Genomic DNA, 14,979 nt, shown 5'->3' with positions numbered 1-14,979 from the left:
CGGCTGCCGTTCTGACAGGCCTCTTCCTTGAGTAAGCGCGGCCTGTAGACAAGTTCCCGCAAGCGGTAAAAACAATGCAATACAAAAGGCTAGGGAGAATAGCTTGTTCCGCTGTAGGAATCTGTACAAAACAGCTTTAGAAAAATGGTCTTGCCCGCCAGTTTGGGGCAAACTCCCGGTTTTTCCGTATTTGGCCAAGGCATGCCCATGACTCCTGCGTCGTCCGTCGATGAAAAGAGCTTTCGTAACCTCCTGAGCCGGAACGTGGCATTGCCCCTGGGTGTGGGTGTGCTGAGCGCCGTGTTTTTCGTCTGCCTGATTACCTATTTGCTAACGGTGATCAAGTGGGTTGAGCACACCGATCGGGTAATCAATAACCTTAACGAGTCGTCCAAGCTCACCGTGGACTTGGAAACCGGCATGCGTGGTTTCCTGATTACCGGCGACGAGCATTTCCTCGACCCATACGAAGTGGCTAAGCCGCGCATCATTGCCGACCTGCGCAATTTGCAGGAACTGGTGGCCGATAACCCGCAACAGGTCGACCGCCTCAAACGCCTTGAGGCCATGCAGGACGAGTGGAATAAATACGCCCAGTCGATGATCGATATGCAGCGCCAAAGCGGTGATTACCGCGGCGCGGTCAAGGCTGGCCGCGGCAAGCGCCTCACCGATGAGATTCGCAAGGAGTACGACGATGCGGTGGCGATGGAGCAACAGCTTCGCCTCACTCGCAATGAGGACGTGACGCGCACCACGGTGATCAGTGTCACCTTGTACCTGGTATTCGTACTCGGTTTGAGTGGCATTCTGGCGTATATCGGCCGGAAGAATTTACTTGCTCTATCACAGAGTTACGCCGCAACCCTCGCGTCTCAGCAGAAGATTGCACGGCGCCTCGAACAGCAGGCTTGGTTGCGCAACGGGCAAACCGAGCTGGCCGAACAAGTGCTGGGTCAACTGACCCTGAACATGCTGGGGCGCAATATCCTGCAATTTTTCGCTCAATACATGGGCTCGGCGGTTGCGGCGCTGTATGTACGCGAAGAGCACGGCGGCCTCAAGCGGGTCGCCACTTATGGCTTCTCCCGTGACCAGGAGCAACTGGAACAATCGATCTACAGTGACGAAGGCATCGTTGGGCAGGCTGCCCAGCTGGATCGCCTGATTCGCCTGGACGATGTGCCAGTGGACTACTTTAAAGTCAGTTCCGGCCTTGGCGAAGGCGCCACCCGCAGCGTGCTTGTGATGCCGACCAGCGATGATGACCGCGTCAACGGGGTAGTCGAACTCGGTTTCCTGCGCCCGCTGGAGGACCGTGACGTTGAGTTGCTGGAACTCATCGGCGGCAACATCGGCACCTCCATCGAAGCCGCGCGCTATCGTCAGCGTTTGCAGGAAGTGCTGGCCGAAACCCAGCAGCTCAACGAAGAGCTGCAAGTGCAGCAGGAAGAGCTCAAGACCGCCAACGAAGAGTTGGAAGAGCAGTCACGCATCCTCAAGGAATCCCAGGCCCACCTGGAGACCCAACAAGCAGAGCTGGAGCAGACTAACGAACAATTGGCCGAGCAGGCCCAGACCCTGGCCGAACAGCGCGACGCCATGGACCGCAAGAACATCCAGCTCAATCAGGCTCAGGTAGAACTGGAAGACCGCGCCGAAGAGTTGCAGCGGTCCAGCAAGTACAAGTCCGAATTCCTCGCCAACATGTCCCACGAACTGCGCACGCCGCTGAACAGCTCGTTGATTCTGGCCAAATTGCTGGCGGAAAACCCCCAGGACAACCTCAGTGCCGAACAGGTCAAGTTCGCCGAATCGATCTATTCGGCCGGTAATGACCTGCTCAACCTGATCAACGACATCCTGGATATTTCCAAGGTGGAAGCCGGCAAACTGGAAGTGCGCCCGGAAAACTCCAGCGTGACGCGTCTTGTGGACGGTCTGCGCGGGATGTTCGAGCCGCTGGCCGCCGACCGCAAGTTGGGGTTCCAGGTGGAGATCCAGCCAGGTGCGCCGATCATGCTGTACACCGACCGCCAGCGCCTGGAGCAGATCCTCAAGAACCTGCTGTCTAACGCGGTCAAGTTCACTGAACAGGGCCAGGTCAGCCTGTCGGTATCAAGCGCATCGGAAGGGGGCATTGCCTTTACCGTGCGCGATTCCGGGATCGGCATTGCTCCGGACCAGCAGGAAAGCATCTTCGAAGCCTTCCGCCAGGCCGATGGCACCACCAACCGGCGTTACGGCGGCACCGGGCTGGGCCTGTCGATCTCCCGGGACCTGGCGGCCTTGCTGGGTGGCTACATCAGCGTAACCAGTGAACCGGGCAAGGGCAGCGTTTTCACGCTGGTATTGCCGGAGCAGTACGTGGAGCGCGCCGAAGACGCGCCGCCGATCGAGCAGCCGCGCCAGGCCGTCGTAGTGCCGGCACCAACGCCGATCAAAGTGTCTCCGTTACCGGTGACCGACACTAAACTCATCCCGCGCTTTGCCGACGACCGCGACAAGGCACCGTTCACCACGCGCTGCATCCTGGTGGTAGAAGACGAGCCTAACTTCGCGCGCATCCTGTTCGACCTGGCCCACGAGCTGGGCTACCAATGCCTGGTCGCCCACGGTGCGGATGAGGGTTATAGCCTGGCTGAGGAATACATCCCCGATGCAATCCTGCTGGACATGCGCCTGCCGGACCATTCCGGGTTGACCGTGTTGCAACGCCTCAAGGAGCACGCCAGTACCCGACATATCCCGGTACATGTGATATCCGTCGAAGACCGCGTCGAAGCTGCCATGCACATGGGCGCCATCGGGTATGCGGTGAAACCCACCACCCGCGAGGAGCTCAAAGACGTATTTGCGCGCCTGGAAGCCAAGCTGACCCAAAAGGTCAAGCGCGTATTGCTGGTGGAAGACGACGACCTGCAACGCGATAGCATTGCCCGCCTGATCGGCGACGATGACATCGAAATTACCGATGTCGGTTACGCCCAGGCCGCGTTGGAGCTGCTGCGCACCAACGTCTACGACTGCATGATCATCGACCTCAAGCTGCCTGACATGCTCGGCAACGAGCTGCTCAAGCGCATGGCCACCGAGGACATTTGCTCGTTCCCGCCAGTGATTGTCTACACCGGGCGTAATCTCACCCGAGATGAAGAAGCCGAGCTGCGCAAGTACTCGCGCTCAATCATCATCAAGGGCGCCCGTTCGCCGGAGCGCCTGCTGGACGAAGTCACACTCTTTCTGCACAAAGTCGAATCCCAGCTGTCCCATGACCGCCAGAAGATGCTCAAGACTGCCCGCAGCCGCGACAAGGTCTTCGAGGGGCGCAAGATCCTGTTGGTGGACGACGATGTGCGCAACATCTTCGCCCTCACCAGCGCCCTGGAGCATAAAGGTGCCGTGGTGGTGATCGGGCGTAACGGCCGTGAAGCCATCGAGAAACTCAATGAAGTCGACGATATCGACCTGGTGCTGATGGACGTGATGATGCCGGAGATGGACGGTTACGAAGCCACCGCCCTGATCCGCCAGGACCCGCGTTGGAAGAAGCTGCCGATTATTGCGGTGACGGCCAAGGCCATGAAGGACGATCAGGAGCGCTGCCTCGCGGCGGGTTCCAACGATTACTTGGCAAAGCCGATCGATCTGGACCGTCTGTTCTCACTGATTCGCGTATGGCTACCCAAGATGGAACGCATTTAAGTGGAGCACGTTTTTTTGGACAAGAGCAGCGACATTGAGCTGCGCCTGCTGATTGAGGCGATATACCTCAAGTACAGCTATGACTTTCGCGACTACTCGGGTGCGTCGGTCAAACGCCGTGTGGCTCACGCCCTGCGCCAGTTCGACTGCGCGACCATTTCGGCGTTGCAGGAACGGGTGCTGCATGATCCAGCGGCATTCATGCAATTGCTGCAATTTCTCACGATCCCGGTGAGCGAGATGTTTCGCGACCCGTCGCACTTCCTGGCGATCCGCCAGGAAGTCGTACCGCTGCTCAAAACCTATCCGTCGATCAAGATCTGGATCGCCGGCTGCAGCACAGGGGAGGAGGTGTACTCCATGGCGATCCTCCTGCGCGAAGAAGGGCTGCTGGAGCGCACGATCATCTATGCCACGGACATCAATCCTGCCTCGCTCGATAAAGCCAAGCAGGGCATCTTTTCCCTGGAGAACGTGCGCGCCTATACCGCCAACTATCAGCAGGCGGGTGGGCAGCGTTCATTTGCCGACTACTACACGGCGGCTTACGATTACGCGATCTTCGACAAGACGCTGCGCGAGAACGTGACCTTTGCTGATCACAGCCTGGCGACCGATAGCGTGTTCTCAGAAACTCAATTAATTTCATGCCGTAACGTACTGATTTATTTCAATAAAAAGTTGCAAGACAGGGCGTTTGGGTTGTTTCATGAGTCGCTGTGCCATCGCGGCTTCCTGGTGCTGGGCAGTAAGGAAACCCTGGATTTTTCTGCCTACAGCAAGCAGTTCGAAGCCTTGGTCAAGCAAGAGCGGATCTACCGGAAATCATGAACGACGCGCAAGCCAGCCCGATTCGCGGGATTGAAGCCATCGTCGTCGGCGCGTCTGCCGGCGGTGTGGAGGCGTTGCTGCATATTTTTGGCGAGCTGCCTGCGGGCTTTGGATTGCCGATCATTGCCGTGCTGCACCTGCCAGATGAGCGCCGCAGCCAGCTGGCCGAGGTATTTGCGCGGCGCTTGCGTATCCCGGTCCTTGAAGCTCGTGACAAAGAAATTATTGCAGCGGGCTCCCTGTATTTCGCCGGCCCCGGCTATCACCTGTCGGTGGAGCATGACCGCAGCCTGTCCCTGAGCCAGGAGGATCGCGTGCATCATTCCCGGCCCGCCATCGATTACCTGTTCGCGTCCGCCGCTGATGCCTATGGCAAAAACTTGCTGGCTATTCTGCTGACCGGCGCCAACCAGGACGGCGCGAAAGGGTTGGCCCATGTCAAGCGCTCGGGGGGGATCACCGTCGTGCAAGACCCCGCCGAGGCGCGTATTTCGGTGATGCCGCTAGCGGCCCTGGCCTTGCATACACCTGACCATATTCTCACGCTGAGCCAAATTGGCTCGTTGCTGGCTTTGCTGGAATCCTCCCCATGTTAAGTACCTTCCAGGCCAAACTGCTGATCGTCGACGATCTGCCGGAGAACCTGCTGGCTCTCGAAGCGCTGATCAAACGCGAGGATCGCCAGGTCTTCAAAGCGTTGAGCGCCGACGAGGCCTTGTCCCTGTTACTGGAACACGAATTCGCCATGGCGATTCTCGACGTGCAGATGCCCGGCATGAACGGTTTTGAATTGGCCGAACTGATGCGAGGCACCGAAAAAACCAAGAACATCCCGATCGTGTTCGTCAGTGCCGCCGGCCGCGAACTCAACTACGCCTTCAAGGGCTACGAGAGCGGCGCGGTGGACTTCCTGCATAAACCGCTGGATATCCACGCGGTGAAGAGCAAGGTCAATGTCTTCGTCGACTTGTACCGCCAAAGCAAGGCCATGAAGCAACAGGTTGAAGCGTTGGAGCGCAGCCGCCGCGAGCAGGAGCAGTTGCTGAACCGCCTGCAGGCCACCCAGGCCGAGTTGGAACAGGCTGTGCGCATGCGTGATGACTTTATGTCGATTGTCGCCCATGAGGTGCGTACGCCCCTTAACGGGCTGATCCTGGAGACACAGCTACGCAAGATGCACCTGGCCCGGGATAACGCCGCCGCGTTCACCCTGGACAAGATGCACGCGATGGTTGACCGCGATGAGCGGCAGATCAAAAGCTTGATTCGCCTGATTGAAGACATGCTTGATGTGTCGCGCATTCGCACCGGCAAGCTGTCGATCCGCCCCGCAAGGTTTGACCTCGCGCAACTGGTCAGCAACCTGGTGGAGAACTTCGCGCCACAAGTGGCAGCCGCCGACTCGTCGATGCAACTGGTTGTGCAAGGGCCCGTCGAAGGGAACTGGGATGAGTTCCGCATTGAGCAGGTAGTCACCAACCTGCTGACCAACGCCTTGCGCTACGGGGCCAAAAGCCCAGTGGAGGTGCAGGTGTACAGCGAGCATGGCGAAGCTAGGGTCGAAGTGCGCGACCACGGTATCGGCATCAGTGCAGAGAACCAGAAGCGTATTTTCCAGCAGTTCGAGCGCGTGTCTGCCAGCCAAGTGGCGGCGGGCCTGGGCCTTGGGCTGTTTATTTCCGAGCAGATCGTTTCGGCCCATGGCGGCACCATCGAGGTCGAAAGCCAGATAGGCGAGGGCGCGCTGTTTCGGGTGTGTCTGCCCCTTGAAACGTCAGCGTGAAATCAATCGTCACTTCGACGCAACCTCTGCGTGACCCCATGGTCGTACTTGCAGCAATTGACCGAACGAAGGCTTCCCATGAGTGAAGATGCACAAGATGTCGTACTGATCGTCGAGGACGACGAATCCATTATGTTTGTGCTGGGTGAATACCTGGCAGGCCTGGGTTATCGGGTCCTGAAGGCGATCGACGGCAAGCAAGCGTTCGAGATTCTGGCGACCAAGCCGCACTTGGACCTGATGGTCACCGACTACCGTCTGCCGGGCGGGATTTCCGGGGTACAGATCGCAGAACCGGCGATCCAGTTGCGACCGGAATTGAAGGTCATTTTTATCAGCGGTTACCCGCAGGAAATTCTCGAATGCAACAGCCCGATCACGCGCAATGCGCCGATCCTGGCCAAGCCGTTTGACCTGGATACCCTGCACGAGCATATCCAACGCTTGCTGGCGTGAAAAAGTGGCGCGTGGGCGCCACTCAATTCAATCGTTAACGTTTTAACCTTTGAACATTGGCGTTGAGCGTACTGGCTGGCGTGTACGCGAACTGCCAACCGCGTTTTCCGTCAATACCATTGAGGAAGGCCTGCAGACCTTTGTCGTTGCTCAGTGGATAGACCGTCATACCGCCGCTAATTACCGGGAGGTTGCCATTTTTGATCATGGCCATATCCAGATCCGGACTATTAGTGTTGAAAAGGTACAACTGATTATCTTTGGTTTTTTGGATGTAGACGGTGTGCGCGAACGCTTCGCCCTCATTGGTATGCTTGAAATTCAATAGCCCGGACTCTGTAATGTCAGCGCTGTTGAACACCGTTTGGAGGTTATCTGTTTTGATTCCCATCAGGTCCAGGTAATGCGGCGAATAGTTTGTGCCGCCGCTGCGGTCTGTAGCCTTTATGACAGCATCGTACACTTCAGATGAAAGGCTTTTTTCAGCCTGCCCTACCCGCATAGACGCCTCGTAACAAACCAGGCCCTGATTACCCGGCGCTTTGTGCAGTATTTCCAAGTTCTGTCTCAACTGAGTGTTAGACAGTTTTTGGGGGCCGGACGGAGTGAGGGGGGCGCTGTACAAGCTGTTGACGTCCAGATTGAAAACGCTGTTTTTTTGCTGCCAGTCATCCGTGTGATCAAAGACCTTGAATTCCAACTTTGTTGGGTCGGTGCTATGGGTTTTATAGGGGGGCTGAAGTTTCTTGTCACGCGTCAGTTTTTCTAAGCCTTTTTGCATCGCCTCTGCGCTTGAAAAGTTGGCGAGACCATGGTTGGGATCATAAAAGTAATACGTTTTATACCCGCCATCGACTTTTACTCCTGCGGCCATCGCATGGCCTGGAGAGTCGATCATTAAGGATTTCGAAACCGTCGAATTGGACAGCTCCCTGACCATGTCTTGAATGGAAACCTGACGGGTGGGCTGTCCTGCGTGGAAGGCACTTTGGCCACCCGTTTTGCTTTGGATTCTACTGAGCTTGGCGACGAAATCCCTGGAGGCCGGATCTAACGCAAAGGCCGCGGCGGTGTACATATTCTTGATTAACACTTGCTCCTTGCCTTGCGCCATCGCCGTTGCCATGGCACGTGCGAGAGCCGCGCACTGACCATCAGACAATTGCCCTGTTTGGGTGAGGTAAATGATTTGGGGCATAGGCGTAACGTCGCCGAAGCGCGGCTCAATGTTGCCTATAAATCGCGCCGATGTGTTTTTACCGAACTGATAGGCCATGTCGTCATACTTTTTGACCAACATGCCGACCTGTTCTGATGTCAGGGTTTTACTGGCGCCAAGCTTCATTAAGTCAGCCAATGACATCTTATTGGAGTAGCCATTGATCTTCCGCGGGTCTCCGTAAATATAGCCGCGGTCAAACGCCTCTTTATCTGGCCCTTCTCGATGGGTTCTAACGGATTTCTTCCAGTCGCCGACCACCGCGCCACTTATTCTTTTTGCAGGGTCCGTTGCTGTCGCAAAACTTCCCAAATCATTGCTGTGTACCGAAGGCAGGAAGTCTTTTATGGCAGGGCCGTAGGGTTGCCCGGTTGCCGGGTTGAAGGCGTGCCACTTTCCATCGAGAAGGGTTGCCGGTGCTTCAATGAACTCGTTGTTGACCTTGAATGTTCCCACCGAGGCCGCGTCGAAACGTTTACTGGCGGACACCAGGTCATAACTGCCGGCAGAATGAGTCAGTGTTCTAAAACCCTTTAGTACTGACGTGGAACCAGTTTTCGCGAGGTAAAAGGCCCCCTTGGCGAGGTCCGTTGCGCCGTCGAAGGGATTAAGACTTCCTATGGCTGTACGCCCGACAATCTTAGCGCCGTGGAGCAGCTTGCTGAGTGCGGAAGCGCCGGACATCATTGCTTTGGCGCCCTTTGCCGCCGCACCGGCCCCGACGATAAAACCAAACACATCCAATGTCAGATCCAAAACGCCTTCAGCGTAATCACCGTTTTGAAAGTTGAAAATCGCCGACCTTAACGGGATCAGATTCAACATGAACTCACGCACCTTTTTGTGAAAAGGCTCCTCAGTGTCAAAGGTCGTTTGTTGTTGGGCCTCCATTGTGAGTGATTTGATATTGATGTGTTTGATAAACGCATCGGCAATATAAGAGGTGCGTTCACTGTTAAAGCTATCGGGCGTGGCGGTTGCGCCACTTTTTTCATCCGTGAGGCCTGACGCGGACGGTGTGTCGGGAATCACCTGGACAAGTTTTCTATCAGGATGGGTGTGACCGGTTGGGAATCTTCCAGGTCGAAAATCGCCCAGGTCGGTACGTTCGGTAATTTTTGCGTGTTTTAGATCTATCTCGTAGGTATGAATCTGACCCATGCGTTCAGTTTTGACCAACAGGTTGTGATCGTCACGCTCGCGTATTTTCGGCATGAGAGAGAAGGGTGAATAGTCAATGTATTGCTCTTTAACAAGAGTTAATTTTCCGAGTTCAAGATTATTTCGCGTGGAAATGGGTTGTTGCGATATCAAGTGTTTGACTTGCGTGCCCAGGCTTTTTTCCATGCCTGAGCAGTACGCCGAAAACGCACTTTTGAAGGCCGAGGAAAGATGAGGGAGTTGCTTTATCGTTTTCAGGACCTCGCTGATATTGACGCCAGAGGCTGACGAAACAAACCTGCTGGGCGAGTAGGGGGATCCGTCGGTGAAGAGCGCTCTATAAAAAGCATCGGGTTGGGCGGTGGGTGCGCCATGTGCACTTCTTCCATCCATGTACAAATCCAGGACCGAATAAGGTCCGGGGAAATCCGCAACAGAAGGCTCCAGCGTGATGCACTTTTCATCAAACAGTGCCGCAGCCATGTGCGGCAGCGCCTTCTGTAACTCTTCCCGCGCCATGTCCCTGGCTATCGGCATCGGTGCACGTTGCGCGTCGCTGGCAGTTTTCAATTCAGCGATCCGAGCATGAAACGCGTTGCGCACTGCGTTCATCTGCGTTTCGTTTTCAGGGTAAGGCAAGCCATTGGCACGCCCCCAGTCCTTGAGCGCTTCCTGCTGGACAAGGAACTCAGTACGACGCTCCTCTTCAGAGATCGGTGCGATCGCCGCTTGCAGCATCACCTCGCCGTAGGTCATCGCCGCCGTTGATCCCGCTGCCTTGGCCTCAAGGCGCCCGACGGCGGTGACAAAACTGACCCAACTGTGAGAGCCGAAGGTCAGGCTTTCGGGGATGTCCTTGACCAGCAACTCCGGCGTACGACTTGCCAACAGCAGGTGGGCTTGCAGCGCGGCTTTCTCGGGCGACGATGCTTGGCCTGAGGACACCAGGTAGTCGCTCAGGTCCTTGACGATGCCCGCTACAGGCTTCCCGTAAACATTAGGGCCCAAGGTAGAAATGCCCGCTACGTAGCCTCTGGGAGCGCCTGGTTGAACCTTACGGTCAATACTCAGCGCAGCCAGCAGCCAGTCGTTGGGACTGCCTTTCACAGACTTTGCATCGAAACTGCTCTGCAGTGCTTGGCCAAGTGCCTGCCCCCTGGGCGACTGGATCAACCTGTCGAGGACCCGTTGAGGATGACGTAACTCGGAAGGCTCGAATGTCGCGTCTTGCGCCAGGTACTCCAGCACGCTCTTGAAAGGCTTCAGGTCAATGTCGCCGATCTTGCCGTGACGTAGGTTTGCCCTCAGTTGCCACTGGCTGCGGGTGTCGAGTGGTATCGGCCATGCCAGTGCACCGCCATAGTTGCCATGGGGCGGGTGTTGGGGTTCTGGTCGGAGCAGGGCCGCGGCGAGATTCTCCGCTTCCTGGTGATTGGTGGGAATATCCCAACCGTTTGCCTGCAGGTAGTGCTCAAGTGTGGCTTCGCCCCATGTGTTCATCGCAGCTTCTGGATAGCTGCTGTCGGGGGCGATCTGGACGTTGTTTTTCTGCAGGTGATCAAGAATCAGCTCGGAGGGAAGATCGCCGCGCTTTAAAAGCATGGCGAGATGCGTGAACGCAAACGCGGCATCACGGCGGGTATTCTTATCTCCCAGGGCCTTCTTTTGCCCTGTGAGTGCCTCCTCACTGCGCGCCTCGTGAAGGCCGGCGGGTAGCTGAGCAAAGGATTTATCCTGCGCCAATTGCGCCGCTCTGTCCTGGCGCTCTGCGACTGACGATTTTTCGGGCTCCCGATAGAAGCGCTTCACCAGCCATAACGGCGCGCTGTTGCTGTGTTCGGACAACGGCGGGGAGAAAGTGGAAAGTCCGTTGCCCGCCGCTATGACCTTCGCCGCCTCAACGACAGGGCCGCTTACCCCGGACCACTGCTTGTCTTCCTGGCCATGCGTCTGTGTCACTGGTGATGCGGTGATATAGCGCTGAACTTTGAAAGATACTTGACCCGATTCGGGCGTGATTTTCACTGTGCGGCTATCCACCCCGATGTGTCTCATCCACTCCTTGACATCATCGGACTGCATCGCTCGCCCTAATTGCGCCCACCACTGACCGAATGTGGAGTTGGGAGGAATGTTTTCTATCATCACCTCCCGATCCTGACTTTCAACATCAGTCAAGCGAAGGAGTGCCTTGCCATAAATCTCGGCCAGAAGGCTGTCGCCCTCGGAACGGGCGGTGTCATGGGAGGGGACGGGACCTTCAGTCCTGAGCCCAGGCTTATTGAACTGGGGTTGATCTACGGACGTCAGTGGCGCGTTGACGTTCATCGTGAGGTGATGACTGAGCACTACATCATTACGGGATGGGATCATTGGCTAGCTCGTCAGGTCGGCAGGGAGGAACACCCTAGGTGTCACTCTCAGTACCCAAAACCGTTCTGGCGATTCCGCTTATCCCGACGCCAATGATTTCCGAACTTTTCCCTCTTGACCTGGCTGTGCCGCAAGCAATACATGCATCACATCACGCCCGGATCATCTCCCGCACCTTCGCCGTCAACAAATCAAAGGTAAATGGCTTGGTAATCAACTGCATGCCAGGGTCGAGAAAACCACCGCGCACGGCGGCATGTTCGGCATAGCCGGTAATAAACAATACCTTCAGATCCGGCCGCATCTGCCGGCCGATCTCTGCCATTTGTCTGCCGTTCATGCCGGGCAAGCCGACATCGCTGATCAACAGGTCGATCCGCTGTTCAGATTCAATGATCGGCAATGCCGTATTGGCGTCCTCTGCCTCAACAAACCCATAACCCAGCTCTTTAAGTACTGCGCTGACCAGCACGCGTACGGCGGGGTCGTCCTCGACGATCAGCACGGTCTCCCCGGAATTGGCAAATGGCAGCAACGCAGGGTCGACGGGTGCGGGCACGACGGTCTCACCCAGAAAACGTGGCAGGAACAAGCTGACGGTCGTCCCCAGGCCCACCTCGCTGTGCAGGGTGACGTGTCCGCGGGACTGACGGGCGAAGCCGTAGATCATCGATAAACCAAGGCCGGTGCCTTGGCCGATCGGCTTGGTGGTAAAGAAGGGATCGAACACACGGCCAATCACGCTTTGCGGGATGCCGCAGCCATTATCACTGATGCTCAGCTCAACGTAATCGCCTGGAGGCAGGGTGCCAAAAGCAGCGGTGAAAACGCTGTCCAGGTGCCGATTCGACGTTTCCACCGTCAGCTTGCCGCCGTTGGGCATTGCATCGCGGGCATTGAGCACCAGGTTGAGCAGGGCGCTTTCCAGCTGATTGGGGTCGGCTTCAGCTGTCCAAGGCTGGTCGGTGAGTTGCATCTCAAGGGTAATGCTTTCATCGATGCTGCGTTCCAGCAGTTCACCCATGGAGCTGACCAGTTCATTGATATTGACCGGTTTGGAGTCCAGGGATTGCCGGCGGGAAAACGCCAGCAACCGATGGGTCAACCCGGCTGCGCGGTTAGCTGACGTGACGCCCAGGTCGATGAGGCTATCGAGGTCGTCCAACTTGCCACGGGACACGCGCCTGCGCAGTAACTCGAGGCTGCCGATAATCCCGGTGAGCATATTGTTGAAGTCGTGAGCGATACCGCCCGTCAATTGGCCGACGGCTTCCATTTTCTGTGATTGGCGCAGCGCCTCTTCGTTGTGGCGCAGTTGCGCGGTGCGCTCTTCGACTTGTTGTTCAAGGGTTTCAAGTGTGCGTTGCAGGCGCAGTTCGCTTTCGCTCAAGTCGATCAGGCGGTCACGCGCCTCGTACTGGCGACGACGGCCGCGCAGAGCAGCGCTGACCAGGCTGATCAGGGTCACCGGGTGGAAGGGCCGCTCCAGGAAGGTCACATTGCCGAGCAGGCCACTGAGGTGGGACGAACCGTTCTGTTCGCTGCCGCCGTGATGGGTCATCAGCACGATGGGCATATCCGACCAAGCGGGCTGCTGGTGCAGTTTTTCCAGCAGCGGCTCCAGCTCGATACCGCGCAAGGCTTCGGCGGCAATGATCAACAGACCTGCACCTTCTTCCATCGCGTCGCACAGCATCGGCAGGTGGGTCGCGGCGATGCCGGAGTAACCGGCTTCGTTGAGCATCATCAACGCCAGTGAACTGTCGCGCCCCACTGGCGCCAGGATGATCGCGCGTTCGGAAACGCCAAGTAGATTCGGCACTATTGCTCATCCTTGAGCAAAGGGGAGCCTGCGCCCATGTAGGTCGGGATGCCGCGCAGTACGCCCTGGAAGTTGTCCAAGGGCTCGCCGACGGTCAAGCCACGGTTGCTGATGCGGTATTCACGAATGGTCGACTCGTGGGCGCCGGTACGTTTCTTGATGATCGAAATCGCCCGGCGGACTTTGCCCAGCGCTTCAAAGTAACGCAGCAGAATCACTGTGTCGGCCAGGTAGGTGATGTCGACCGGTGCTTGCATGTCACCCACCAACCCGTGTTGAGCGACGGTCATGAAGGTCGCCGCACCGCGACGGTTGAGGTACAGCAGTAACTCGTGCATGTGCAGGATCAGCGCATTTTCTTCAGGCATCGCCGCCTGGTAACCGTTGATGCTGTCGATCACCACGGTTTTGATACCCCCTTCGTCGATAGCGCGGCGCACCCGGTGGGAGAACTCGCCAGGGGACAGTTCGGCAGCATCCACTTGTTCGATCATCAAGTTGCCGGTGGCCTGCAGCGCTTCAAGGTCGATACCCATGTTTTTCATGCGCTCAAACAACAACCCCAGCTCTTCGTCGAAGATAAACAGCGCTGCCTTTTCGCCGCGTAACACGGCGGCGGCAGCGAAGATCATCGAGATCAACGATTTGCCGGTACCGGCCGGGCCGAGAATCAGGCTGCTGGAGCCCGTCTCGATACCGCCGCCCAACAATGAGTCCATCTCGCTGATGCCGCTGGTGAGCGTCTGGCGGTTGTAACCACCGCGGTGTTCGGCGGCCACCAGGCGAGGGAATACATGCACCCCGTCCTGCATGATGGTGAAGTCGTGGAAACCGCCGCGATACTTCTGTCCACGGTACTTCACCACGCGAACCCGGCGGCGTTCGGCACCGTAGTTCGGCGTCAATTCTTCCAGACGGATCACGCCGTGGGCCACGCTGTGCACGGTTTTATCCAGGGATTCAGTGGTCAGGTCGTCCAACAGCAGTACGGTGGCGTCATAACGCACAAAGTAGTGCTTGATGGCGAGGATCTGCCGGCGATAACGCAACGAACTCTGCGCCAGCAGGCGGATCTCAGAGAGGCTGTCGACGACCACGCGGGTCGGCTTGACCCGTTCCACCACCTCAAAAATCTGCCGCGTGGCTTCACCCAGCTCAAGGTCAGAGGAATACAGCAGGCTCTGTTGGTGCTCGGCATTGAGCAAGCTTTCCGGTGGGGTCAGCTCAAAAATATGGATGTTGTCATCCAGGTCCCAACCGTGGGATTTGGCGCCCTGGCGCAACTCGCGCTCAGTCTCCGACAAGGTGATGTACAAGGATCGCTCGCCGTTTTTTGCCCCGGCCTGAAGGAAATGCAGGGCCACGGTGGTTTTACCGGTACCAGGTTCACCTTCCAGCAAAAACAGGTGGCTGCGCGATAGCCCCCCGGCAAGAATGTCATCAAGACCTTCGATGCCGGTGGCCGCCTTTTCACTGAACAGCTCTTTGGATGTAGACAAGAAGTGCCCTCGGGTCACGTACAAGTGGAAGGGCATGTTCGTCACAACACGCCATGTTTACTTGACCGTGGCACTATGCAACCGTTCAACAAACGGCTCAATTTATCGGTACAGGCGAGCCGTCCGCGAG

8 protein-coding genes are annotated in these 14,979 nt (G+C 57.1%); 5 read left to right on the top strand and 3 right to left on the bottom strand.

All coding sequences use genetic code 11. From position 1 onward, the window contains the following. The first annotated feature begins 207 nt into the window (after positions 1-207). The 5 genes from BW43_RS19310 to BW43_RS19330 all read left to right on the top strand — a co-directional run bounded on the left by BW43_RS19310 (position 208) and on the right by BW43_RS19330 (position 6,775). A complete protein-coding gene (locus BW43_RS19310) occupies positions 208-3,705 on the top strand; it encodes a response regulator (RefSeq protein WP_032885746.1) in 3,498 nt (1,165 codons plus the stop codon). Then, complete coding sequence (locus BW43_RS19315) at positions 3,706-4,536, top strand: protein-glutamate O-methyltransferase CheR (RefSeq protein WP_177326419.1); 831 nt, start codon at positions 3,706-3,708, stop codon at positions 4,534-4,536. Then, on the top strand, positions 4,533-5,132 hold the full coding sequence (locus tag BW43_RS19320; protein WP_032885676.1) for a chemotaxis protein CheB: 600 nt from the start codon (positions 4,533-4,535) through the stop codon (positions 5,130-5,132). The genes BW43_RS19315 and BW43_RS19320 overlap by 4 nt, the downstream gene beginning before the upstream one ends. Beyond that, positions 5,126-6,319 (top strand): hybrid sensor histidine kinase/response regulator, encoded by a 1,194-nt coding sequence (locus BW43_RS19325; protein WP_032885675.1) that lies wholly within the window; start codon positions 5,126-5,128, stop codon positions 6,317-6,319. The genes BW43_RS19320 and BW43_RS19325 overlap by 7 nt, the downstream gene beginning before the upstream one ends. A 78-nt stretch (positions 6,320-6,397) precedes the next feature. Continuing rightward, on the top strand, positions 6,398-6,775 hold the full coding sequence (locus tag BW43_RS19330) for a response regulator (protein WP_032885674.1): 378 nt from the start codon (positions 6,398-6,400) through the stop codon (positions 6,773-6,775). 34 nt (positions 6,776-6,809) lie between these two features. Here BW43_RS19330 and BW43_RS0127345 read toward each other — a convergent pair whose 3' ends face one another. The 3 genes from BW43_RS0127345 to BW43_RS19340 all read right to left on the bottom strand — a co-directional run bounded on the left by BW43_RS0127345 (position 6,810) and on the right by BW43_RS19340 (position 14,849). Continuing rightward, positions 6,810-11,528, bottom strand: a complete 4,719-nt coding sequence (locus BW43_RS0127345) for a hypothetical protein (RefSeq protein ID WP_050442816.1) — start codon at positions 11,526-11,528, stop codon at positions 6,810-6,812. 151 nt (positions 11,529-11,679) lie between these two features. Next, the gene (locus BW43_RS19335) at positions 11,680-13,350 is read right to left on the bottom strand and encodes an ATP-binding protein (protein WP_032885673.1); all 1,671 of its coding nucleotides are present in this window, start codon (positions 13,348-13,350) and stop codon (positions 11,680-11,682) included. Beyond that, complete coding sequence (locus tag BW43_RS19340) at positions 13,350-14,849, bottom strand: ATPase domain-containing protein (RefSeq protein WP_032885743.1); 1,500 nt, start codon at positions 14,847-14,849, stop codon at positions 13,350-13,352. The genes BW43_RS19335 and BW43_RS19340 overlap by 1 nt, the downstream gene beginning before the upstream one ends. Positions 14,850-14,979: the final 130 nt, after the last annotated feature.

The sequence above is a fragment of the Pseudomonas sp. RIT357 genome (assembly GCF_000632245.1).
In the GTDB taxonomy this organism is placed as follows: Bacteria; Pseudomonadota; Gammaproteobacteria; order Pseudomonadales; family Pseudomonadaceae; genus Aquipseudomonas; species Aquipseudomonas sivasensis.
This window is presented reverse-complemented; position numbering and strand designations above follow the sequence as displayed.

Bases quoted from the DNA above. Each gene is read 5' to 3' on its own strand.
- BW43_RS19310 (WP_032885746.1), top strand. From the start codon at position 208: ATGACTCCTGCGTCGTCCGTCGATGAAAAGAGCTTTCGTAACCTCCTG.
- BW43_RS19320 (WP_032885676.1), top strand. From the start codon at position 4,533: ATGAACGACGCGCAAGCCAGCCCGATTCGCGGGATTGAAGCCATCGTC.
- BW43_RS19325 (WP_032885675.1), top strand. From the start codon at position 5,126: ATGTTAAGTACCTTCCAGGCCAAACTGCTGATCGTCGACGATCTGCCG.
- BW43_RS19330 (WP_032885674.1), top strand. From the start codon at position 6,398: ATGAGTGAAGATGCACAAGATGTCGTACTGATCGTCGAGGACGACGAA.
- BW43_RS0127345 (WP_050442816.1), bottom strand. From the start codon at position 11,528: ATGATCCCATCCCGTAATGATGTAGTGCTCAGTCATCACCTCACGATG.